This window comes from Sphingomonas sp. AAP5 (genome assembly GCF_004354345.1).
Lineage (GTDB): Bacteria > Pseudomonadota > Alphaproteobacteria > Sphingomonadales > Sphingomonadaceae > Sphingomonas > Sphingomonas glacialis.
Genome location: NZ_CP037913.1, coordinates 3,159,971 through 3,184,061 on the forward strand (window position 1 = coordinate 3,159,971; position 24,091 = coordinate 3,184,061).

The 24,091-nt window shown below is 60.5% G+C and carries 20 protein-coding genes; 6 read left to right on the forward strand and 14 right to left on the reverse strand.

All coding sequences use genetic code 11. The features are described 5' to 3' along the window. Positions 1–38: 38 nt before the first annotated feature. The 13 genes from E2E30_RS14525 to E2E30_RS14585 all read right to left on the reverse strand — a co-directional run bounded on the left by E2E30_RS14525 (position 39) and on the right by E2E30_RS14585 (position 15,220). Positions 39–1,325 carry a glycosyltransferase gene (locus E2E30_RS14525; protein WP_165954534.1) on the reverse strand — a complete coding sequence of 429 codons (1,287 nt, stop codon included), beginning with the start codon at positions 1,323–1,325 and terminating at the stop codon, positions 39–41. 35 nt (positions 1,326–1,360) lie between these two features. After that, positions 1,361–2,716 (reverse strand): hypothetical protein, encoded by a 1,356-nt coding sequence (locus E2E30_RS14530; RefSeq protein WP_133190950.1) that lies wholly within the window; start codon positions 2,714–2,716, stop codon positions 1,361–1,363. After that, positions 2,709–3,935: a hypothetical protein gene (locus E2E30_RS14535; protein WP_133190952.1), complete on the reverse strand. Its 1,227-nt coding sequence runs from the start codon at positions 3,933–3,935 to the stop codon at positions 2,709–2,711. Before E2E30_RS14535 ends, E2E30_RS14530 begins: the two co-directional genes overlap by 8 nt. Next, positions 3,936–5,066, reverse strand: coding sequence for a DegT/DnrJ/EryC1/StrS family aminotransferase (locus E2E30_RS14540; RefSeq protein WP_133190954.1), 1,131 nt, complete (start codon positions 5,064–5,066; stop codon positions 3,936–3,938). 233 nt (positions 5,067–5,299) lie between these two features. Next, on the reverse strand, positions 5,300–6,556 hold the full coding sequence (locus tag E2E30_RS14545) for a glycosyltransferase family 4 protein (protein ID WP_133190956.1): 1,257 nt from the start codon (positions 6,554–6,556) through the stop codon (positions 5,300–5,302). 8 nt (positions 6,557–6,564) lie between these two features. Then, on the reverse strand, positions 6,565–7,218 hold the full coding sequence (locus E2E30_RS14550) for an ABC transporter ATP-binding protein (protein ID WP_133190958.1): 654 nt from the start codon (positions 7,216–7,218) through the stop codon (positions 6,565–6,567). Beyond that, positions 7,215–8,015 (reverse strand): ABC transporter permease, encoded by an 801-nt coding sequence (locus E2E30_RS14555; protein ID WP_133190960.1) that lies wholly within the window; start codon positions 8,013–8,015, stop codon positions 7,215–7,217. The genes E2E30_RS14550 and E2E30_RS14555 overlap by 4 nt, the downstream gene beginning before the upstream one ends. A 3-nt stretch (positions 8,016–8,018) precedes the next feature. Then, positions 8,019–9,128 (reverse strand): hypothetical protein, encoded by a 1,110-nt coding sequence (locus E2E30_RS14560; protein WP_133190962.1) that lies wholly within the window; start codon positions 9,126–9,128, stop codon positions 8,019–8,021. 163 nt (positions 9,129–9,291) lie between these two features. Continuing rightward, the gene (locus E2E30_RS14565) at positions 9,292–10,365 is read right to left on the reverse strand and encodes a polysaccharide biosynthesis/export family protein (protein ID WP_240698951.1); all 1,074 of its coding nucleotides are present in this window, start codon (positions 10,363–10,365) and stop codon (positions 9,292–9,294) included. 132 nt (positions 10,366–10,497) lie between these two features. Continuing rightward, positions 10,498–11,604, reverse strand: coding sequence for a glycosyltransferase family 4 protein (locus E2E30_RS14570; protein ID WP_133190964.1), 1,107 nt, complete (start codon positions 11,602–11,604; stop codon positions 10,498–10,500). 1 nt (position 11,605) lies between these two features. Further along, on the reverse strand, positions 11,606–12,505 hold the full coding sequence (locus E2E30_RS14575) for a GDP-mannose 4,6-dehydratase (protein WP_133190966.1): 900 nt from the start codon (positions 12,503–12,505) through the stop codon (positions 11,606–11,608). A gap of 94 nt (positions 12,506–12,599) precedes the next feature. Further along, a complete protein-coding gene (gene gmd / locus E2E30_RS14580; RefSeq protein WP_133190968.1) occupies positions 12,600–13,634 on the reverse strand; it encodes a GDP-mannose 4,6-dehydratase in 1,035 nt (344 codons plus the stop codon). Positions 13,635–13,849: 215 nt separating this feature from the next. Continuing rightward, the gene (locus E2E30_RS14585; protein ID WP_240698952.1) at positions 13,850–15,220 is read right to left on the reverse strand and encodes a capsule biosynthesis protein; all 1,371 of its coding nucleotides are present in this window, start codon (positions 15,218–15,220) and stop codon (positions 13,850–13,852) included. 235 nt (positions 15,221–15,455) lie between these two features. Here E2E30_RS14585 and E2E30_RS14590 point away from each other — a divergent pair, with 235 nt between their 5' ends. Further along, positions 15,456–16,913: an LTA synthase family protein gene (locus E2E30_RS14590; RefSeq protein WP_335925401.1), complete on the forward strand. Its 1,458-nt coding sequence runs from the start codon at positions 15,456–15,458 to the stop codon at positions 16,911–16,913. A gap of 99 nt (positions 16,914–17,012) precedes the next feature. Here E2E30_RS14590 and E2E30_RS14595 read toward each other — a convergent pair whose 3' ends face one another. Beyond that, on the reverse strand, positions 17,013–17,759 hold the full coding sequence (locus tag E2E30_RS14595) for an HAD-IIB family hydrolase (RefSeq protein WP_133190970.1): 747 nt from the start codon (positions 17,757–17,759) through the stop codon (positions 17,013–17,015). A 225-nt stretch (positions 17,760–17,984) separates the two neighbouring features. Here E2E30_RS14595 and rfbA point away from each other — a divergent pair, with 225 nt between their 5' ends. The 5 genes from rfbA to E2E30_RS14620 all read left to right on the forward strand — a co-directional run bounded on the left by rfbA (position 17,985) and on the right by E2E30_RS14620 (position 24,079). Next, positions 17,985–18,911, forward strand: coding sequence for a glucose-1-phosphate thymidylyltransferase RfbA (gene rfbA / locus E2E30_RS14600; RefSeq protein WP_133190972.1), 927 nt, complete (start codon positions 17,985–17,987; stop codon positions 18,909–18,911). A gap of 57 nt (positions 18,912–18,968) precedes the next feature. Then, complete coding sequence (gene rfbB, locus E2E30_RS14605; RefSeq protein ID WP_133190974.1) at positions 18,969–20,045, forward strand: dTDP-glucose 4,6-dehydratase; 1,077 nt, start codon at positions 18,969–18,971, stop codon at positions 20,043–20,045. A gap of 114 nt (positions 20,046–20,159) precedes the next feature. After that, entirely contained in the window at positions 20,160–22,190 is a 2,031-nt protein-coding gene (locus tag E2E30_RS14610) for a hypothetical protein (RefSeq protein ID WP_133190976.1), read from the forward strand. Between the two features lie 182 nt (positions 22,191–22,372). Continuing rightward, positions 22,373–23,005 carry a sterol desaturase family protein gene (locus E2E30_RS14615; protein WP_133190978.1) on the forward strand — a complete coding sequence of 211 codons (633 nt, stop codon included), beginning with the start codon at positions 22,373–22,375 and terminating at the stop codon, positions 23,003–23,005. A 417-nt stretch (positions 23,006–23,422) separates the two neighbouring features. After that, on the forward strand, positions 23,423–24,079 hold the full coding sequence (locus E2E30_RS14620) for a murein L,D-transpeptidase catalytic domain family protein (RefSeq protein WP_133190980.1): 657 nt from the start codon (positions 23,423–23,425) through the stop codon (positions 24,077–24,079). The last annotated feature ends 12 nt before the right edge of the window (positions 24,080–24,091 follow it).

Sequence of the window (24,091 nt, forward strand, 5' to 3'; positions counted from 1 at the left end):
TCGGAACCCACCAGACTTTTCTCACGGCCAAAGCGGCCTTACACGTCAGAATGCGAATTCATATGTTCTGTCGCGGCCATCGCATAGCCCGTCGCGACCGCGCCCCAGGTTCGAGAGCTCATTTTCTGATAGAGCGCCGCCTGTGCGCCAATGGCCTTTTCCGGATCCGCGGCGATCTCCTTGATAAGCGCAGTCATCGCGTGATGATCGCTTGGATCGAACGTGAAATCCGCCAGTGCCGGATACTTTTCGCAAATCTCGAGGACATGCGGTCCACGTGCGACAATGCACGGGGTACCGACGCTTACGGCCTCGTAAAAGGGAAATGGCGCATGTCCGCCTTCGAAGAAGGACGGATGAACCGCAACCGTCGCGCAGTGATAGAAAGCAGCATGAACATCACGCGGGAGATCAGGGATCGACAAAAAGTCGAATTGGCTCTGATGGGCTTCGAGCATCCCTGGCAAAGGAGTCCACTGGGCGCCAAAATGGAGCGGGGCCGTTGTGATCACCTTCATCGAGATCCGGTCGCGGCGTACCATTTGCTCGAGCGCCAAGGCTACCGAAATAAGGTTCTTGGTCACGCGATCTTGCGTCGAAACCGCGATATACGGCACGCTTTCAAACGGAAAATCATAGAAATACGCGGCGCCCCGCTCACGACAATAGGCCCGGAGCATATCCGCCGCTCGCGCGACCGAGGCCGGCGTCTTCTTGCGATCTTCGACGAAAGGCAGGTCATCTTTCAGATCGGGCGAAGCGTGCGGCACGACACGGATCTTCGCACGATCCACACCAAACAGGCCGTGCGCTTGCGTTTCGGCGACGTGGTTGGAGAAGGTCACGACCTTGGCGACACGACCGAGCATTTCGCCCACATGGTCACGCCATACGACATGGTTGCCGTTCGGGCCCCACGCGAGGTCACTGAACTCGTGAAAGACGGTCGGTATCGCATCTGGAAAGATCGTCGTGACGGGCGCCGACAAATACTTAGCCGCGGTAAACGTCGGGAATATGGAGAGCCAACCGACAACGTCGACATGGGCGTCAGCGAACTTCGCCAGCGCTTCGATACCCTGCGCGCCGAGCCCCGCATCGGCAGGCGAGTGCACCGTGTAATCAAGCCCTGGCGTTGCTCGCAAGGTCGCGAGGTCGCGCTCCGCAGCCTGCCGAATCGAATTCGGCAGCACGACGCGAAAGACGTAATTCTGGCTTTCTGCAATTCCTTCGATGAGAAAGCCCAGAAGCCGGGTCATGCCTTCGTTTGACCAGCGCGCGCCGTCTGGCCATTGGGCCCATATCCCGACGGGGATTCGGGCCATCCGCAGATCTTTCGAGTGTTGCATTTGCCCCTGCTTCACTTTCGAGCGACCCGCGGCATTGACCTGTCCGAACCCGCAAGCGCCGCTTGCGCATAGGCGTTTGCGACATCGTCCCAACCATTTCTGCTCAACCGCTGGTACGCCTCCCGCTGGACATCGGCCGCGCCCTCGCGGTCAGACTCGACCGCTAGGATAAGGTTACCGAGCGCGTCGGCATCATAGGGATCATACGTGAACTGGGCCAAATCTGGCTCGATTTCGAGGAGCTCGTCAACATGGGGGCCGCGCGCCATGACACATGGCGTACCGACGCTGACCGATTCGTAGAATGGCAGAGCGCCGACAATACCCTCAAAAAAGCTGGCATGAACCGATACGGTTGCACAATGGAACAGCGCCGCGTGAACCTCGCGAGACACGTCGGTCATCGAAACCAGATCATGGTGGAACTGCTCGCGCTCGATCAGCCCCGGCAATAGCGTCCAATCTGCGCCGAAATGGACCGGCGCAGTCAAGAACAGCTTTATGTTCTCACGCCGATCTCGAACCAAGCGCCGCATGGCGATGGCAACCAATCCAAGATTCTTGGTTGGACGGTCCTGCGTCGCGGTAACGACGAAGCGCACATGCTCGAACGGAAATGCCCGAAGATATGCATTGTCCCGATTCGCCATTCCCTCGCGGAGGATTTCGGCTGCAATGGCCCGGGTCTCCTGGGTCCGCCGGCGCTTCTTCACGAACGGAAGAATCGACGCCAAGTCTGGCGGAGCGAGCGGAACGACATGGATTTTAGCGGGATCTACCCCAAGCAGAGGCGTTGCATGTCGTTCTGAGACGTGCCGCGAGAAGGTGATAACCGCGTCACATTGCGCCAGAACGCGCGTGGCCGTTTTCCGCCAGTTGATCCAGCCTCCGGTTTCACCCCAATATACATCGCCGCCCCAACCCAGCGGAAAATCATAAGGCAAAGCGTCTGGCATCAGCGCCGCCTTGGGTTGAGTGAGGCGGAGGCAGCCTGCAAAATGGGGAAAGCTGACAACCCACCCATCAACTCGAACCGAATCGTTCGCAAACTCGGCCGCGATCGCCAGCGGCCGCTCCGATTCCGGGAGAGCAACGATCGTTGAACGATCGCCATATTTCAGCTCGCTTCGGCGCGATGGCTCATGAACAAGCCAATCGCGTCCCTCCACTGCGTTCAACGTGCGCAGATCCTCGCGCACCGCCGGAGCTAATCCCCGCTGTACAACGATGTGGAATATATAGATTCCGGATTTAGCCGCACCTTCGATGATAAATCCGAAGACGCGCGAAACCCCTTCATTTGCCCATCGGGACCCAGGCCCCAGCTCGCTCCAAATTCCAATTGGAATTCGCTGATCGTTACGCAAAACCAACCTCCAAGAGGCGGTCGATCATGAAACCACCGTCCTGCATCGCGTTACGATCCAACGCCTGCGCCGGTGGGAGCGTGCGCTTTGGCAAAACCCGCGCCTCCGCGGCTTGAAGCGCTTCAGCGATGTCGATCGGTGACGACTCCGCGTACAAAGTCGTATTCGTAGCTGCATCTTCCGCGCGTCCGCGATTCACGCGATAGTCGAGCCCGACAAAATGCATCCCATTTCGTGCCGCAATCGTCGCAGCCTCGCCATCGCCGCCAGCCAGGAGCGTCGAGAGCAAAGCCGCCGATCGAGATAGCACGCGGCCGAAGATCTCATCCGACCACACATGCTGGATTTGCAAATCGGCAAGGAACGCCTTGTTCGTCGCACTGATCGACATCTCCGCGATCCGCGCGTGGAAAGCGTCTTCGGGAGTCTCGGTCGCGATGACGACGTCCATCGCTCCCCCCTCGTCCCAATAGAGCCGGATACCGTTAACAGCCATCTCGATATCGTGAAGATCGGACGGCTCGAGCCACCAACAGATCGTTGGCGCATCGGCGACCGGATTTTCAGGCAGGACGGGAATGAACGAGGGGACGAGCAAGCTTGGAATTTGCATCGTCTTTTCCGGCCTAATGCCGGCATAGCCAATCAGGTCATCGATCGTATCCGGATCACTCGTCGCGACAAACGCCGCCTGACGCCACAGCCTGAACGCCCCCGTTTGCCTTACCCAATAGGAGTCGTGAATATTCGCCGCATATGCCGACGGAACCAAGCGAGCGGCGAGATCGCGACAAATATACGCCGTAGGGCGCAGCGGCAGAATCGGGCCGACGCCGGCATCGGCCAGCACGATCCACGCGTCGCAATCCGTGTAATTCCATCCCCAGTCGCGAGGAACTGCAACCGTCTCGATCCCTTCCAGGTCCAACCGCTCGTCAACGCTCAAAAACATCCGCTTCGCGTTCGACACGGGAACAGGTTCCCACAGCAGCGGGCGAGTCACGATGTCAGGATGATCACGCTTCAGATACGCTTCCGACGCGCGACGCTCCCGCGACTCGACACCGGGCACACCGATGACGATCGTGACCGACTCGCCACCAGCACCGCGGGCGGCCAGCAGCAAATGCGCGAGGTTGCGCGCGCGGGCGAGGATCGAAATCCCCACGACAGCCGGGAGCAGGATCGCGACCTTGAGTGGCTTTGCGCCGCTTGCCATCTAGCGGGCTTCCGACAGCGAAGTCTTTGAAGCCTGGCCGGCGCCGCTTTCCGTCACCGTCCGCAACGCGGCACAAATGCGCACGACGTCCGACTCTTCCAATGTCGGATATGACGGCAGCGAAATACCGCGCATCGCGATATCTTCCGACACCGGAAACTTTTCTGGCGACGCGTACATCGGCATGTGGTGCGCGCAATAAAAGACTGGACGCGTATCGAAACCGAGGCTCGACATTTCCGCCATGACTTGGTCCCGGTCGAGACCCACCGGCAGGAGCAGCGAAACCAGCCACTCACTGCTTACCACGCCCTCCAACGGCACTTGGAACGTCAGCCCCGAGTCCTTCAACTGTTCGCGGTATACCTTGGCGATGGCGCGCTTCTTTTCCAGAATGTTCGGCAAGCGCTCGAACTGCGCCACGCCGATCGCCGCACAGATATTGGTCATGCGGTAATTGAAGCCGATTTCATCGTGCCAGTAGCGCTTCGTCAGAGACTGACCTTGCCCCTTTACCTTGCGCATCCGCGACGCAAGCGCGGGATCGCTCGCGGTGACCGCGCCACCTTCTCCGGTAGTGATCGTCTTGTTTCCGAAAAACGAGAATGTCGCAACATCCGCGTCCTTCCCGACCGGGCGACCGTTAATCGAACTCCCCAGCGCCTCGGCACAGTCTTCGATCACGTACAGGCCGTGCCGTCGGGCCAAGTCGTTAATGGCTGGATCGCAGACGGCCCCGTACAGGTGGACGGGCATGATCGCCTTAGTCCGCGGGGTGATGCGATGCTCAATATCGTTAATGTCGAGCAACCAGTCACTGGCCCGAACATCGGCGAATACCGGCGTGGCACCGGTCTGGGCGATGGTGTTGACCGAGGCGATGTATGTGAACGTCGGAACGATCACCTCGTCGCCAGGACCGATCCCGAGACAATGCAGTGCGAGGTGCAGCGCGACCGTTCCATTCGAGAGAGCGATGGCGTGGTCGGTCTCGACCGATTGCGCAAGCGCCGCCTCGAAGCGATCGATGTACTGTCCCAAACTGCTGATCCAGCCGCTGGTCAGGGCGTCCGTTGCATACTTGATCTCGTTACCGGTGAGATCGGGCTCGTATACCGGAATTTTACGCATTAGTAGCTCCACCCCATAGATCGGCACCCCGTAGCCGAGGACATCCGGCGGCACAAGGCAAGGAAGCGGTTTCCCGACAGCAATTCCCTTTCGTCGAAAACGCACGACAATCGCCTCATCAACCCGGTATCGGTGCGTTTACAGACTGTTGCGCCGCCCCGATCCTGATCGCGTTCTCTGCGGCGTTGAACAGAAGGCGAGCGATACCACCGCGCGCTCCGCCCACAAGCCGCTCAGCTTGGCCACGCTTTCGTGTCGGCGGCGATCAGCGCGAGTAACGCTGCTGCCGTATCCCGCCAATCGGGAAGGGCCTGTGTCAATCCGGCGGCCTGAACCTGCCCCGGGCGCAACATCGTCGCGATGGCGTCTGCAAGCTGTCGTGCATCCGCATCGCGTGCGAAATAGCGAATGCCAAGATGCCTGCTTGCCTGAAAGATCGGAATGTCTCGCGCAAGCACCGGACAGCCATGCGCCACGGCCTCCAGGATCGGAAGGCCGAACCCTTCGCCATGCGACGAAAGAAGGAGCATCTGCGCGCTCGCGTACAAGCTGCCAAGCCGCGAATCGTCCAGCGCCCTCTCCCAGATCAGCCGATCGCCATACTCGCGATGCTTGCAGATCCGGCTCTGCAGTGCGTCCGTTTTCCAGCCTGGGCTCCCCACGATCGTCAGCGCCGCGTCACATCCGTCGGCCCAGAGCACCTCGAATGCGTCGAGGACCTCGTCATACCCTTTTCGAGGCTCGATCGTCCCCACAGCCAACACCATCGCGCGGTCGCGCCCGGCTACCGCCCGAGCAACGCGATCGTCGACCGAAGCTTGGGGAAATCTCCCAAACCCCATCGGGATTGTCGCTACGACAGGTTCGTCGACGAGCCCGAGCCGCTCTCTTAAGGTAAGCGCCAGCTCGTCGGCAGTGGTGCTCGAGATACAAGCATAACCATCGGCGATTTCGGCCGTAGCGCCGAGCCACCAGCGGAACCTGGCCGCTACTTTTGCTGAAAAGAATTCCGGGACGCGGAGCGGCAGCAGGTCGTAGACGACGAACCATATGCGCGCTCCGGCGCGCCTTTGACGCAGCAGATCGCGTTTCGCACGCCGAATGGGATCGAAGGACAAGTCCAAGCCGAGGAAGACATCGTCTGAGCGAAGATCCATGACCTCGCCCAGCCCCTCGTCTTTGTCTGGCCAAACCGACACTCGGAACCGGCCAGCCGTGAAGCGAACCGGCCGTACCATGTGGTCGCCACCGCCATCGCGCATAGCGTCAAACACCGAGCGTACGACACGCTGGATACCGGTCTTGGCGTCGTGACGCGCGATCATCGTCACATCCACAAAGATGCGTGTCGCTGACGTCATGGCGCCGCGCTGACGCACCGACCGGCGCAACCGGCGAACGCGTGCCGCAGTCAGGCCCCAGGGCGTCACGATCGACGACACCCGGTGAATCAACGGCCAGATCACGGCGTCGCGCAAATGCCGGCTCATTCCAAGGTTCAGACGATAGACCTTTGGTAAAATTCGAACGCTTCGTCCATCTCATCAAAATTATGGAGCTGCCCACGAAGTAGCACCGCAGCTCGATTGCAATGCGCCCGAATGTAGCCCGAATCGTGCGAGACGATCACAAGTGCCCGATCGGCGCGTTTTTCGAACAGCTCGATGCGGCATTTTTCATGAAATCGTGAGTCCCCGACGGAAATCACTTCGTCGATCAAAAAACAATCGAATTCGATACTCATCGATACCGCGAAGCCGAGCCGCGCGCGCATCCCAGACGAGTAGGTCGCGATAGGTTCGTACAGATAATCCCCAAGATCAGAAAATTGCTGAACGAACTCGATCCGGCTTTCGACGTCGACACCATAGATCCGGCAAATGAAGCGGATATTATCAAGACCTGTAAGGCCCGACTGGAACGCGCCGGTATAGGCGAGCGGCCACGACGCGCTTAGCCCGCGATGTATCGTCCCGCTGGTCGGCTGTTCGGCGCCGCTGATGATCCGTATCAGTGTCGACTTGCCGGCACCGTTACGCCCAAGAATTCCGATCTTGTCGCCTGCCCCGATCGAGAGTTCGACCGAGTCGAGAATTTTGCGCGGACCGCGTCGCGTGTGATAATATTTGGTGACGTTGTTGAGCGTTATCATTCCGGAATAACTTCCCGACTGACCTTGCGCAATTGCGCGAGCGCCAGCACCGTAATGATGGCATTAACGATTATTGGAAACCATGGGTTGTAATGGGCATGGAACTTTGACCCGAAATATCCGTCGCGGATGAATTCGGTACAATGCACCATCGGGATGTAGAGCACGAAATCCTGGGCTGCCTTCGGCAAAATATCGACCAGGAAGGCCGCCCCTGACAGCGGAAAGATAAGATATGCCGCAGGGTGCCAAAGCTTCTCGACGAGTTCGGACTGCTCCGCCCAGGCGGCCAAAAGGAGCGCCAACGCCATACCGAACCACGCCAATTCAGCCCAACCCGCGATCAGTTTGAGCAGGTCTTCCGGGGGCTGAATCATATCGATGGATATGAACAGCACCGACAGCACAGCGAACGAGATCGTGGCGCCGGCCCCTTCCAAGATCAGCCTCGCAATCAGGACGTCCAACACCTTGACCTGTCGGTGGAACATCAAGGAAAGATTCGGTTTAACCGCGCCAATGCACCGTGACGGCATATTCCGCCACAACAAGACCGCGGAATACCCAGTCAGCGCGAACGAGGCGATCGGCAGATCCGTCCCATGCGACGCACCCGCGATTGACCAAAGCGCGGTCACTCCGAGGGTGAAGATCATCGGTTCGACGAAAAGCCACAGAAACCCGATATTATGCCGCCCATAGCGGGTCAGGATCTCTCGGAGCAGAAGGGCACCGAGAACGCGTCGCTGGACGGTCCATGCCGAAGCAAAAGATGCGAAGGCGCCTTCAGTAGGCATGCCTCAATCCTTATGCTCTTGGACGCCCGCGAGGAGCATCGACACGATTCCCCAAGCGACCAGGCCCATGACCAGGGTCGAAAGGATACCGCGCCAGCGACGTGGCTCCAATGCCTCATCCGGCAGGCTTGGCTCGACGATACGCTCGAGATAGGCTTGCTTCCGGCGCGCTTCGTTCGACGCGTCCTGCAAGGACGACATCGCCGCGGAAAGCTGCTTGTCGGCGAACTGGCTCTCAAGCGCCAATCGCTGGTATTGCGCCGCGGTCGACGACAGGGACTTTCGCCCGCCCGCCACCATCGACACTTGGTTTTGCATTTCGTTTTCAAGACCCTTGACCTTAGTGACGAGCACTTCGATCTGCGGATTTTGGGGCGTGAACGATCGCAATTGCAGCAGTTCCGAGCGTGCCGCAATAACCTCGTCCTGAAGCTTCGAAATCATTTGGAGTTGCGCTGTGGCCTGCTTCTCCGGATCGAGGACACCTTGACTATTGCGAAATCCCGAAAGCGCCAACGCTGCTGCTCGGGCTTTGTCCTTCGCCTCATCGACCTCTACGTTTGCGAAGTGAATAAGATCCTGGCGACCGCGCTCGTTCAACTGGTTGACGGTGGTCTCGGCCATCTTAAGAAGCTGCGCGTTGACTGCATAGGCTTCGCGTGGAGTGTAGGCGCGCACCGATAGCGTCGTGATTGACGCTGTCGTTTCATGTTCGATCGTAATCTTGCCCTTATAATACTTGTAGAGCGCCTCAAAGCTGCCGCCCAAGCCAAAGCCGTTGAAACGATCGGTGAACGAAATCGCCGGGTCACTATACGCCTTCGCGTAGGCCCCGTTCCGATTCAACGCCACCAACGCATCCCGCGACTGTATGAAGCTTTCGGCTGCATAGATTTCATCGCCGCCATTGGTGAACCCTGTGGATTTCAACAACACACCCAGGCCAGTAGCAGCCGGCTTGTCTGGACTGCGAACAACAAACCGCGATTCGGAGACGTAGACGTCGGAGGCAATCAGCAGAAAATAGACAAGGGCGATCACCGTCGGAATTACGACGGTGACCACCATGATCCGATCGATTTTCGCGACGCGCTGAAGGATAGGATTTGGCATAGTGTTCCGCGTTCCGTCTCGATCACGATGCGATCGAAGTTAAATTTCTACCACGCTCAACAGCGGATTTTATCCCCCAACACTATCGTTTTGGGATCCACGGTCAGCGCGCCGCGCCCGACACTGGTTCGGTCGAGCAACCGGGCATCGACGTCGTCCTAGGTCACGGGACTGCAGTCGATATTGTCGCAATCGGGAATATCGTGGACGATATCACGCTTACAAACTTCTGAATGTCAGCCAACGGGGCGTTCGACACGTAGATCACGTCCTTGTCCCGAATGGGAAAACCCTGTGCGACGAAGAAGGTCGCGGGATCCTTCAGGTTCACGCGATAGATGACGGGAACCTTGCCTTCGGGGGTCAGGCGAGCGCCGTCACGCATCGCAGGATCAAGCGCCGCAGGATCCTCAAGCCGGAAGAGAAACACGCCCTTAACGTCCGCACGTTGATCCTGGATACCGGCAACGCGCCCAAGCGCCTGCGCCAAAGTAAGGCCAGTGCCTTCGAAGGCGAGCTCTTCGTTCCGCCCGGTTGCGCCCAACGCCGTAAAGCTGAACGGCTGGTACAAAGCGGTCACGACGTCGTCAGGCTGCAGACGAATGTTCTGCCGCGGATCCTGGATAACCCTCGCGAGTGACATCGCCGCGATTTTCTGGCCGCGCGTGATCTGGATCGTCATTTTTCCGATGGGCTGCTTCACGCCCCCGACACTCGCCAGGACATCCAGCAATCGCTCGCCCTTTGCGGTCACGGGAACCCGCGCGCTCGATGCGACATCGCCCACGACCGTAACATTGGAACTCGCGTTCCGCACCAGACGGACGATGACCTGTGGCAAATGCGCCTTACCGGCCAATCGACCGACAATGTCACGCTCGATCTGCGAGGGCGTTCTGCCGGCGGCAACGACTGTCCCGGCAAACGGAATGTTGATCCGCCCCTCGCTGCTGACCATTTGTTCGGGAAGCGTGGTTCCCCGTGCTGTCGAACTCGACGAACTCGAACGGCCATCTCCGCCGGCGACACCGAACAGGGCGGCCGGCGGCGCTTCCCAGATTCCAATGTCCAAAACGTCGCCACGACCGATAATCGATCCAGCCGGATATCCGTCGCCCAACGCATCGGAAAAAAGGTGTTCGTGCTGACTCGCGATTATGCGGCGGGCAACGTCATCCGACACGTCGATGATCTTGATGGCGGCGTTCGTGATGGCAGCACCGTCGGAACGACCCACGGCTCGAGACGAAGGTCCAGCCGCAGACATGATTGCACATGCCGACAATGGAACCGTAACAGCGCAGGTAAGCGCCAACCGCCGACAAATCCCGGCAACCTGACCCATCAGAGAAGACGTCATTACGTTCCTTTAACCGACCGCGTTGCCGACCTTGCGGTACACGTCTACTGTTCGTTCAACACAGCGTTCCCAGCTGTAGTGCGACCCTACCGCGAGCCCGGCCCGTATAGCGCCCTCACGCCAAATGTCATCATACAAAGCGGATTCGATCGCCGCGCTAAGGGCATCATGATCGTCAGGATCGACCATCATCGCGGCGCCTCGCGTCACCTCGGGCAGGCATGAACGATTCGACACGATCGTCGGTACGCCACATGCCATTGCCTCGATCGGAGGCAAGCCGAACCCTTCGTAAACCGACGGGTAGAGGAATAGGCTCGCCCCTGCATAGAGGGTGGGAAGGTCGCACTCCTGGACGAAGCCGAGCACGATCAGTCTGCCTTGCCGCTGTTCGTCCTCGATCAGCGCATGCAAACGCTCGTTGCTCCAGCCCTTCGCGCCGACCAGCACAAGCGGGATTTCGCTGCCCGTTCGCCGGCAGAAGCGGGAATGAGCGAGGATCGCAGCTTCGATTCGCTTGCGCGGCTCGAATGTCGCAACCGAGAGAATGTAACTGCCGATCGCGCGACCGAAGATGCGCCGCAAATCGGGTTCGGTCGCCGTTCGCGACACGGGGCGAAACGCGGTCGATACGCCGAGATGGACCGTAGTCACTTGGTGCGCCGGATACGAAAGGGTCGCGATCAAATCGCGCCGTGTCGCCTCCGAGTCCGTCAGCACGTGTGCCGCTTTGTCGAGCGACCGCTGAAACTGCTTTTCGAAATCGCGGATACGCTCGATCGGATGCGTCTCCGGGTGAACGTAAATCGAAAGATCATGGACCGTGACAATTCCCGTTTCAGCCAATGGCGGAAGGAAATAGTTCGTCCCATGGATGAGCCGCGTTCGAAAGTTCGGCCTGGCGCGCCATCGCCGGAGGAACTTGGGCATACGGGAGCTGCGCCGGGCATCCCCGGTCAGGAGCCCCGACGGCTGCGAAATCCAATGATCCCCAAGAAAATACGCTAAATCGTCGATCTCAGGATGACGTGCGAGCCCTTGGCAGAGTTCCCAAGTGTAGCGCCCGATTCCGGTCAGGCTAGGGGAGAGCGAGTCAACCGTAATCCCCACCCTCATTCTATGACTCAATCATCCAACGCAGAGTTTCCTCCAACGGCGGCATGGAAAGCGGTCCAATCACGCTTTCGAGTTTCTCGCGCGACCCGAGCAGCAGCTTCACCTCATTGGCTCGGACGAAGGCTGGGTTGATCACGACTTCGATGTCATGCTCAGCGAGCTCACTAGCCAACCTAACGACTTCGCGCAGGGAAACCGCCTTGCCCGAGCAGACGTTAAAGACACCGCCGATCGCCGCAGGGGTCTCAATCAGACGTAGATATGCCTCTGTCACCGCGCGAACATCGGAAAAGTCGCGTGCGACATCCAGATTGCCGAGCTCGATGGTCTGCGCGCGCCGCTTTATGTAGCTGACAATCTTTGGAATTAAAAAGTCTTCGCTCTGCCCGACCCCCGTATAGTTGAACGGGCGGGCAACAATGATCGGCAAGCGTGCGGCGTAGATCGCCGCCAAATTTTCGACTGCCACCTTACTCACGGCGTAGTCGTTGGCCGGGCGGGCGGGCGCGTCCTCGACCAACGTACCCTCGCTGGCATTCCCGTAGACATTGGCACTGCTCGCGATCAAAATCGCGCGTGGGGGGGCCTCCACATTGGCACACGCCTCCAACAAGGAACGGGTACCAAGAATATTGGTCTGGTACATCTCGGCGACATCACCGTGCGCGACAAAAGCGATCCCTGCGAGATGAATCACATAATCCGGACGGATGTCCCGAATTACCGCCGCGAGACACTCATGGTCGAGCAAGTCGCACGCGTGCTGTACACCGATAGCGCTCGAATCCGCCTGGTCAGGTTCCCGGACGAGTCCGTGAACCTCATGCCCGGCTGCGCGCAGGCGCGACGCCATATATTTGCCGGTAAAGCCAGCGATACCAGTGACCAAGGTGGTCGTCATAGACGCGCGCTCACACCGTTGCGATGACCCACAGGTGCAGCCGGCTTCTTTGGAAGCCGGCCTGCAACTGCACGTTTGACAAAGGGATCAGCCCTCAAAAGGACGCGCCTTGCTGATTCCGTCGGAAATCGGCGTCAACCATCAGGCGGCACAATTCTTCGAGCGTCGTCTTGGGCTTCCAGCCGAGCACGCGTTCGGCCTTGCTGGCGTCGCCGATCAGCAGATCGACCTCGGCCGGGCGATGGAATTTCGGATTGACGCGAACCACTTCCTTGCCGGTCGCGACGTCGACGGCCGTCTCATGGTCGTCGGCGCCACGGAACTCGAGATCGATATCGGCGGCCTTGAACGCCATCCGCACGAAATCGCGGACGGTCTCGGTGCGGTTGGTTGCGAGCACGAACGTATCGGGCTCGTCGGCCTGCAGCATCGCGTACATGCCTTCGACATATTCCTTGGCGAAACCCCAGTCGCGCTTGGCGTCCATGTTGCCGAGCTCGAGCACTTCGGCCTTGCCGAGCTTGATCTTGGCGACGGTGTCGGTGATCTTGCGCGTGACGAACTCGCGGCCGCGCAGCGGGCTCTCATGGTTGAACAGGATGCCGCTGCTGCCGAAGATGCCGTAGCTCTCGCGGTAGTTGATCGTGATCCAGTGCGCGTAGAGCTTCGCGACGCCATACGGGCTGCGCGGCCAGAACGGCGTGTCTTCCTTTTGCGGCACGGCCTGAACCTTGCCGAACATTTCGGACGTGCTCGCCTGGTAGAAGCGGATCTTGGGGTTCACGCAGCGGATCGCTTCGAGCATGTTGAGCGCGCCGATGCCGGTAATCTCCGCGGTCGTCGCGGGCTGGTCGAACGACACGCCGACGAAGCTCTGCGCTGCAAGGTTATAGACTTCGGTCGCCTCGGATGTCTGCAGCAAGCGGATCGAGGAGGAAAGATCGGTTAGGTCGTGCTCGACCAAATGAAGGTTCGGATCATTGAGGATCCCAAGCTCTTCGATACGCCAGAAGTTGACCGAACTGGTCCGGCGATACGTGCCATAGACGCGATAATTCTTCGCCAGAAGCATTTGTGCAAGATACGCGCCATCTTGGCCCGAAATACCTGTTATGACAACGGTTTTCATAAATCGCCTCTCAATCTTTCATTGCGCCGACAAACGCTCAGACGCGATGCCCCCAAACAATTTTAACGCGCGCGCCCTTACCCGCCTTAGGCCACGCGCTCTAAAACTGCCGCTCGGCCATTAGCAGGCTTTTTTTCCCGGTACAGTCTTAAGTTCGGTTTTCAGAACGGCGATTGCTGCGTTGCAGCACCTAGGCGACGACCGCCAAACGGGTGCTATCGCGGATGATGCTGATCGCCGATCTCGGGAGGTTGCCAGACGGCCGTCGCTGGCACGGTCGGGTTGCGTACCTGTGGAATTGCAACCTTCAACGGACTTGCCGCCTCGAGCCTTGCCACGACCCCCTCGATCACCTTGTCGAGCGCCTCGTCCGAGAAGAATCCGCCGGCTACCAGACAGCGGTCGATCAACACGCGCCGGAATGCCGCGAAGGTTTCGGCATCGGGCTTGCCCGGATCGCGCCAGAAATCGTCGAGCCGCCCCTGATAGGTAACGCCCTCGATGTCGTAAACCGCCTGGCCCAGCGCGATCACCGGAATATCGAGCGCGATCGCCAGCGTGCCGCTGGTGCTGTTGATCGTCACCATTCCCTTCGAGCGCTGCGTTACGGGAACGATGTCGCCCATCTCGAGATAATCGATCCGGTCCGCCACGCCGTGCAACGCGGCCAGCATCATCGCCTCGTCGCGCCAGTCGCGCACGCCATTGTCGAGCGGATGCTCCTTCACCACCAGCCGCATATCCTTCGGCGCATGGCTGGCGAACGACGTGATCACCATCAGCAACGCATCGGCGACACCCGCGAACGACGAATGGAAGCGGATCTGCGCATCCGAATCGAGCTGGAGCGGAAACACCATATAGGGTTCGGTCGTCACCGCGAGCCGGGCAAGGACCGCATCGGCGCGTTCGCGCGCTTCCTTGCGGCGCATCAATCGACGGGCCCAGCCGATGCCCTCGACCACCGGATGGAACGGGCGGTGGTTTTCCCAGAACGGATAATGCCAGCGCGTCAGCACGTCGGCGAGATTGTAGAGAATGCCCTCCACCGCGCGGCGGCGAAACGACGAGGGGAAGGGATGCTGTGGCGGTACCGGCGGCAGCGTCGCGGCCTCGGCGCGATACCAGGCGGCATCGCGCGGCAGCGTCGAATGGCCATTCACCCCGCCGAGTTCGAGCGTCACCCAATCGGGCCGGATATAGCCTTCTTCGAAGACATGGACCGGGATGTGAAGATCGCGGCACAGCGCGATCGCGGCGATGTGCAGCGGGCGGCAGTCGCCGAACAGCACGACGTCGGTAATGCCGCGATCGGCGATAATCCGCTCGAGCGCCCCCGGCCATTCCGCCGGGGTGCCGCGATAGTCGATCCCGTTCGGCAAGCGCCAGAACAGCCGGTCGCCGCCGTTGAAATTGACCTTGTAGACGCCGTACCCGTCGCGCCGCAGCGCTTGCCCGACCTTGCGAAAGAGCGGTCCCATCAGCCCCTGCAGCAACAGGATGTTGCGCCGCTCGAGCGCGGCCGGCACGCCCGGCGCCGCGACCTGCGGCATCAGGACCGGCGCGCCGGTAGAGTGTTCGGGCATCTGGTCTTCCTTGTCTTCACCCGGCAATGGCTGTGCCCCATACGCCATCGTACCAAAACGCGCTCATACAGAGCGTTGCGGAACTTTCCAAGGAGGCCAGCGCGCGCGCGCGATCGTGACAGCCTTGTCCACGGACGCTATAGCGCAGCCGCTTCTCCTTGCAGCAAGTGCGCAGGCAAGGTTCGGTCGAGGCAGACGACGCGCCCGTTCGAAGCGCGCATTTGTGGCGGATGATGTGATCGTCTTTATTGCTATGCTGATCGCGTCGATCCTGCTCGACGCTAGTGTGAGGCCGCGCGCGATACGCTTTCGCGCGGCGCGCGGATTGGCGCTGCATGCCCTGGCGATGACCGCATTGTTCGGTTTCGGCCTCGCCCTCTCGGGCAATGCGCCGGTCGCGGCACTGCTGGCGATCGCCCTGCTGGCGTTGTTCGTCGTCGCCTCCAACGCGAAATTCACGATGCTCGGCGAGCCGCTGGTATTCTCCGACCTCGCCTTGCTCGTCGCCGTCGTGCGTCACCCGCGATTCTATTTCACCGCGGTCCCGCAGCGGCAGCGCTGGCTCGGGGCGATCGCGCTGCTCCTCGCCGCGCTCACGCTGATGGCGCTGTTCGAGCCTGCGCCGCTCGCGCACGCGGCGGGCTTGGCGGTGATGATTGGCGCGAGTGGCGCGATGGGTGTGCTGCTGCGCGGACGCTGGTTCGCGGCGGAGGCGCTGCGGCCGGGGCTCGAGGCGGATCTCGCGCGCTTCGGGCTGATCGCGACCGCGGCGCTGTATTGGCTCCGCTGGCGCGAAACCGCCGACCCGCCGCCGCAACCGCCCTTGCCCGCGCCGCATGCCGCGGCCGGGATCGCCGCGCCGCAAGTGATCGTCATCGTGCAGTGCGAATCGTTTGCCGATCCGGTCGCCTTGACGGGCGACGCGTCGCGCGCGCTGCCCGGGCTCGACCGCGCCCGCGCCGCCGCCTGGCAATATGGCGAGCTCGAGGTGAGCGGCTTTGGCGCCTATACGATGCGCACCGAATATGGCGTGCTGTTCGGCCGCAGCGAAGCAGCGCTTGGTTTCCGGCGCTACGATCCGTTTCTCAGCGCGCACGGCGAGGCGAGCTATGCGCTGTCGGCGCAGCTCGGCGCGATCGGCTATCGCACGACCTTCGTCCATCCGCACGATCTGCGCTTCTATGGCCGCAACCGCCTGATGCCGGCGGTCGGGTTCGACAGGTTGATCGGCGCGGAGGGCTTTGCGCCTACGCTGGAAGGCGGCGGGCGGTATGTCGATGACCGGACATTGGGCGACGCGCTCGCCGCACTGGTCGACCAATCGCCCGAAACGGCGCTGATCTATGCGGTAACGATGGAAAACCACGGCCCGTGGGACAAGCATCGCGAGCCCGGCGCGGCAATCGGGCTCGACGCCTATCTGCGGCATCTGCGCAGCAGCGATGCGATGCTGACCGCGCTGTGCACTCGCCTCGCCGCCGACGAACGCCCGGCGCTGCTCGTGTTCTTCGGCGATCATCGGCCGAGCATTCCCGGCATTCTCGAACCCGGCGGTGCGCGGCACACGCCCTATGTCATGCTGCGCTTCGACGGGACGGGGGGCACGATCGCGGGCAACGGCCGGGTCGACCTGACGCCCGCCGATCTGCATCACGCCGTGCTCGACTGCCTCAGGCCGCCCGCGGCGGTGTAATCGTCGCGCTCGCCGCGACGATTACGGCGATCGGTCACGCGATCGCACGAGACGCGACGCCGTACGCCGCCGGCGGCTGACCGCCAGCGGCGGCACCGCTTATTTGAGGCAGGCGACGATACCCTCGATCACCGCGACGGTTTCCTTGGGATCGCGAACGCGGACGGTGTCGAGCCCGAGTTCCTTCGCCGGATAATCGTTGCCGCCCGGGAAGATCGCATCGCCGATGAACATCATCTCGTCGAGCGCGATGCCGCTCGCGTCGCGCAGCTTCTTGAGGCCGTACGCCTTGTCGACGCCTTCGCGGGTGATGTCGATCGAGGTCGCGCCGCCCATGTTGATCGACAGCCCCGGCAGACGATTGCGCAGATCGGCCTGGATGATCTTGCGCTTGGCGAAATCGGGGTCCCAATGCTCCTTGGCATCGAGCGGCGCCTGCTGGCCGAGCGCCGAGAAGGTGATCTGGCTGCCGCGATCCTCGATCCGCTCGCCCCAGGTCTGCTCGGGAACGAAGCCCGTCGCGACCAGCGCAGCGTCGAATTCGGTGAGGATCTTGGCCTTGGTCGCATCGTCGAACAGCTCGGCGAAGACCGCCGACCAGGCGCCGTCCTTGAAGGTGTAGAGCTTGGTGCCGGTGGTCGGCATCAGCCACAATTTGCTGCGATCGGCGCCCTCGGGCAGGCGCGAGGCGACCTGCTTTTCGAATTGCGGCCAGTCGCCGCCCGAGATCACCGCGACATGCGCCACGCCGAGCAGATCGGTCAGCGCTTGCTGCATCGGCTCTTGCAGCGGCTGCTTGCTCTCGGCCAGCGTTCCGTCGAGGTCGAAGGCAACCAGTTTTTTCATACGCCGGGTCTCTGAAAACTAGGGCCTGAAGGGCCGATGGACACAATGCCCGAGGCCTTTGCGCAGCGTGCGCATCCTTGGCAAGCCAATTGTTGCCCGAGCCGACGGGGCCACAACGGCGTCAGCCCCGATAAAATGATCTGCGCTCCGGTTTGCACTGTCTTAAGGTGCTGGCCTTAAGCCCGACAGCGGTGGGCAAGACTGCCGGATGCGGAAGATGTGGTCGTGAACAGCAATCCCCGGACAAACACTTCTCCCCGCAGGGGGATCATCCTTGCCGGCGGATCGGGCACGCGACTCTATCCGCTCACCAAGGGCGTCTCGAAACAGTTGATGGCCATCTACGACAAGCCGATGATTTATTATTCGCTGTCGACGCTTCTGCTGGCGGGGATCCGCGAGATCATGGTGATCACCACGCCACACGACCAACCGGCGTTCAAGGCGCTGCTCGGCGATGGCAGCGCGCTCGGCATCCGGCTCGACTATGCGGTGCAAGCCGAACCCGCGGGGCTCGCGCAGGCCTATCACATCGCGGCCGATTTTGTTGCGGACCGACCTTCCGCGCTGATCCTCGGAGATAATATCTTCTACGGCCACGGCCTGATCGACACGCTCTCGCGCGCCTCCGCAACGACCGAGGGCGCGACGGTATTCGGCTATTACGTAAAGGACGCCTCGGCCTACGGCGTGGTGTCGCTCGACGCCTCGGGCAAGGCCGAGACGATCGAGGAAAAGCCGACCGCCCCGAAATCGCATTATGCCGTGACCGGGCTCTATTTCTATGACGGACGCGCCGTCGAACTGGCGCGCGGGCTCAAACCCTCGGTGCGCGGCGAACTCGAAATCACCGACCTCAACCGGCTGTATCTCGACCAGGGGCAGCTTTCGGTCGAGATATTGGGCCGTGGTTTCGCCTGGCTCGACACGGGCACCCACGCCTCGCTGCTCGATGCGGCGCTTTATGTGCGGATCATCGAGGAGCGCCAGGGGCTCAAGATCTGCTGCCCCGAAGAGATTGCGTGGCGGCAGGGCTTTATCGACGACGCGCAACTCGAACGCCTCGCAGCGCCGCTGCGCAAGAGCGGCTATGGCGAGTATCTCCTCGGCCTGCTCGATGGCCGGGCGGCGCTTTCGATGGTGCAGCAATGACCATGCCGACGATGGCGTTTCCGCGCCGCCTCACCCATCCTTTGGGGACCGCGCGCAATGGCTAATCTGATGGTCACCGGCGGCGCCGGCTTTATCGGCGCCAATTTCGTCCATCATTGGCGCACGGCGGCCCCCGACGATGCGATCGTCGTGCTCGACCTGCTGACCTATGCCGGCAATCGCGCCAATCTCGACGGGCTTGCCGGCGTCGAGCTGATCATCGGGGATATCTGCGATACCGATCTGGTGGCGCGGACGATCGCCGATCGCCGCATCGACACGATCGTGCATTTCGCCGCGGAGACGCATGTCGACCGGTCGATCACCGGCCCCGATGCATTCATCACCACCAACATCGTCGGCACGCACAGCCTGCTCAAGGCGGCGAAGGCTGCCTGGCTCGATCGCGGTAGCGGCGTGCCGCATCGCTTCCACCACGTCTCGACCGATGAGGTCTACGGCTCGCTGGGGCCGGAAGACGCGGCCTTTGGCGAGACCACCGCGTATGCGCCGAATTCGCCTTATTCGGCGTCGAAGGCTGGCTCGGACCACCTCGTCCGCGCCTATCATCATACCTATGGGCTTGAGACGACGACGAGCAATTGCTCGAACAATTACGGGCCGTTCCAATTCCCCGAAAAGCTGATTCCGCTGTTTATCCTCAACGCGCTGTCGGGTCAGCCGCTGCCGATCTATGGCGACGGGATGAACGTCCGCGACTGGCTGCACGTCGCGGATCATTGCCACGGGATCGAACTGGTGCTGCGCGGCGGGCGGGTCGGCGAAACGTATAATATCGGCGGTGGGCAGGAATTGCCCAACCATGCAGTGATTGACGCGATCTGCCACGGGGTCGACCTGGCGTTTGCACGCGATCCGACGCTCGCAAGGCGATTTCCCCGCGCGCCGGCCGCGCAAGGGCGTCCTACCGCCGAACTGAAGACCTTTGTCGAGGATCGGAAGGGACACGATCGTCGCTATGCGATCAACGAAAGCAAGATCCGCGACGCGCTTGGATACGGCCCAGGGCGCGATTTTACCGGCGGGTTTGCCGCGACGCTCACTTGGTATCTCGCGCATGAGGATTGGTGGCGACCGCTCGTCGCCCGGGGCGCACTTCCCCTGAGCGCATAACGGCGGCGACACCGCCTCGCTCGCTGTGCGACCACCGACAATTATAGGGTTCGTTTATATGTCTTTTTAGTTGTATGAGAGTGATCTGATAAAGATCTTGGGAAGGGCGCCCAAATGATCCCTAATCTTGATCAAGGATTTTCTGAACGCGCGGTAATCGATCAGCGCCATATTAGCGATTCAGCTAATATTATTTACGGAAAAGAAAATACGGCTGTTCAAACCAAATCGTACGACCGACTCAATTTTGAGCGCACCGATCCGCATCTGCTACCGATTTTTTTACATTCCAGTTTTCGAACGTCTAGTACATGGCTTTGGTCGGCCCTTAGAAAACTTCCGACTGTTCTTGGTTATTATGAGATATTCAATGGAATACTGTCGAATATTAGTAAGAAATCGATTGTCGACACGACATATTCGACTTGGGATTCGCATCACCCCGCTCAAGCGCCATATTTTTTAGAATATCTCCCCCTTTTAAAAAAGGGCGGCGGAGTAATCGGCTTCGACGCAAGCATGGCTCTGGAACGCTTTATTCCTCAGGGCGGAATTGACGGGAGCTTGTCGCTCGAAGAGCAAGCCTATCTCAACATTCTTGTCGAGCAAGCGCATAGGAGTCGAAAGATCCCGCTCTTGAGTTGCACTCGAAGCATTGGCCGACTGCCCGCGATAAAACGCTTTATGCCGATGCATAATATTCTTATTTACCGTAACTTATTTGACCAATGGTCCTCTTACACAGGGCAATTTTTACGAGGAAATCGATTCTTTTTCGATACGATCGATCATACAGCTGCATCGTTTACTTGCGATACCTTTCTAAGGGGGCTTAACGAAGTCCTGTCGTCTCGCATATTGTCACCAAAAGATGATCAGACTTTTCTTCTGTTCATTCTTATGCATATCTACCTCTACGCTCGGTCGTTCGAATTTGCCGACGTTGTGATCGACACGAGCGCTCTGGCGACCGATCCTGATTTGCGACGCTCGGTCGAAATGCAGTTATCCAGCCTTGTATCCGCACATGTCGATCTGTCTGACGCAAAATCAAACTTCGACACTTCCATCGTTCTGGTGCACGATCGAAAGCAATTCATCGATACTGTCGAACAATTCGTCAAGATTATCGCATCCGCCTGTTCGAGCGCGGAAGCAGCCGCTTTCGCGTTCAAACTAAAAGACGACACGTTGGCACAGTGGGACCTTCACGACAGGCTGACGCGCAACTCGACCATGTGGTATGACGGCCTGACAAACGATCTCCAGCAAAAGAACGAAGAGCATGCGTGCTCTCGAACTGCGATCGAGTCTGCGCTCGTGAAGATTGGCGGCGAGCGCGATGACGCCGTTGCCACCCTTGCGGATCTCGAGGCGACACGGATCACGACCGAAGCAGCGTTGGCGACAGTAACTGCCGAGCGTGATGCGCTAGCGGCTACCCTTGCCGCGACCTCGGCGAGCCAAGCTTCGGCGGTTGAACTCGTCGCTGCACTCCAAATCGAACGTGACGGCATATTGACGATGCTCGCAGAAACTGCGGAAGCGCGAAACGCTGTGCAAGAAACCGCGTCCGCTCTCGAAGCGGAACACGATCGGATTGCCCTGGCGCTCGCCACGACGACCGTCGCTCAAGCTGCATCAGATACTGCGTTGAACGCGCTCGTAGCAGAGCGCGATCGCCTAGCGATGTCCCTGGTGGACATTGACGCGGCCAAGGCCGCGGCCGACGAAACGGTCATCCGCCTCACCGCGGACCGTCACCAGATCGACGCGATTCTTGCGGAGACGACCCAGGCCCGCTTCGACGCTGAGACTGCGCTCACAGCCCTTGCCGCCGAACGCGACAGCATCGCGGCCGACCTCGCGGAGACGATCGCGGCGAAAACTCTCGTGGATCATGCCGTCATCACGCTTGAGACCGAGCGCGATCGCATTGCCGCAACCCTCACACACACGATGGGGGCCAAGGACGCAGCCGACAACGCTCTCGCCGAACTCCAAGCAGAGCGCGATCGCATCGCTGCGACTCTGGTCGAAACCACAGCGGCCAAGGCCTCCGCCGAGAATGCCGTCGCCGAGCTCGAAGCCGAACGCGGTCAATTCGGCGCGACTTTGGCCGAATTGTCGCTGCTCGCCAGCTAAAGCGAGACGAATGCGGCGGCCGGGATCGTTACCGAATATCGATACCGATCCGATCCCTCTGCGAAACGACGTTTTCGTTACCTAGAATTGCGATATTGCGAATTGATCCAGCTTTGGGCTGGGTGTACCAGCCCTGCTGCAATCCAGCTGAAGCACTTTGAGCAGGCTGCCGTAGGATCATCATGCCGATCAGTGAAACGCGACCTAAAATAGAGAGCGTGAAGGAACAGCGTATCCGGCTGTTTCATAACGACTTTCTCGAGCGCACGACGACGGTTTCGCCGATCGCATTCGTGTTGACCTGGGCTTCGATGCTCGCGTTTGCGGTCTATGCGGGCTGGGGCGCGGCCAGCTTTGTCGAATCGGTTGGCCTGGCCCTGTTCGGCCTGTTTCTCTGGTCGCTGTTCGAATATGCGATGCACCGCTTCATTTTCCACATGAAGCTCACTTCCAATCTCGGCCGCGCATTCCTGTTCCTGTCGCATGGTAATCATCACACGCAGCCCAACGACGCGAAACGCAATATCATGCCGCCGCTCGTCAGCGTGGCGATTTGCGGGACGGTGTGGCTGGTCCTGTATTTGGTCGCCGGGCAGATCGGATCGGTCATCTTCATCGGCTTCGGCATCGGCTATGTGATCTATGACAGCGTGCATTACGCGGTGCATCAGTTCCCGCTGCGCCACGGCTTGCTCGGCCGTTTGAAGCGGCATCACATTCGCCATCATTATGCGCGCGAGGAAGGCAATTTCTCGATCACCGCGATCTTCTGGGATCGGGTTTTCGGGACCGAAGTCGCGACCAAGCGGCGCTAAGCGGCATAGGCGACCACGCGCCTGCACCAAGCCGCGATGCTGCCCGCCGCACGCCCGCGGATATTGGTTCGTGACTGCTGTCACGTTGAACTCGGCAGGCACCGAATCTCGACGGCCGACTCCGACATCCTATCGGCAAGCGCATCGCGGGTGACTGGAATGCGCACGCACGCGCCTGCAAACCATAGCGGACTCTGCACGATCGCGCCGCATTGGCGCGCAGATGGCTGGAACGTCGAGAAAACGCGACCTCACGATTTTTGACCAGGCGCGACACGTCGACACGTGTTTGCGGCTGGATTGCGGCGAGCGGGGTATGTGGTGCGACAAGCAGCGCTGAATCCCGGAACATGTGGCGATGGCGCCCAATTTCCTCAGCGATTTCGTGGTACGACTCCTCCACTGTTTCCGAGGGACATGTCGCAAATCGTGCAACACTCAGTACCTACCCTGTCGCGTCGCAACCTTGGCAAGGCCGGGCTCGCGCTCTTGAGTGCAGCCGCGCTGCCGCGGGTCGCCGCAGCGCAAGTGCCCGCCACCGTCCAACCCCTCGCCTCGACGCGCGTCGTTCGCCCCGAACTGCTTCGCCGCGCGATGAGCGCGTTCCATCGCCATGGCGCGCAGATCGCACGCCGCGATCGCATCGCAATCGCCGATTTCTCCCAGCCGTCGTCGCAACCGCGCTTCTACCTCATCGACATGGCAAGCGGGATGACGACGACGCTGCTCGTCGCACATGGCAGCGGGAGCGATCCGGCGCATACCGGATTCCTCCAGCGCTTCTCGAACGCCGAGGGCTCGAACGCGTCGAGCGAAGGCGCCTTCGTCGCCTCGGATTATTATGTCGGCAAACACGGCCTGTCGCAGCGGCTGATCGGGCTCGATCCGACCAATTCGAACGCGCTGTCGCGCGCGCTCGTCGTCCATGCCGCGTGGTACGCCAATCCCGACATGCTGCGCACGCACGGCCAGCTCGGCCGCAGCCAGGGGTGCTTTGCGGTCAGCGAGGGCGATCTCCAGCAAGTCTTCGCGCGACTCGGCGAAGGCCGGATGATCTATTCCGCCAAAGTGTGATGGCCGGCCCGG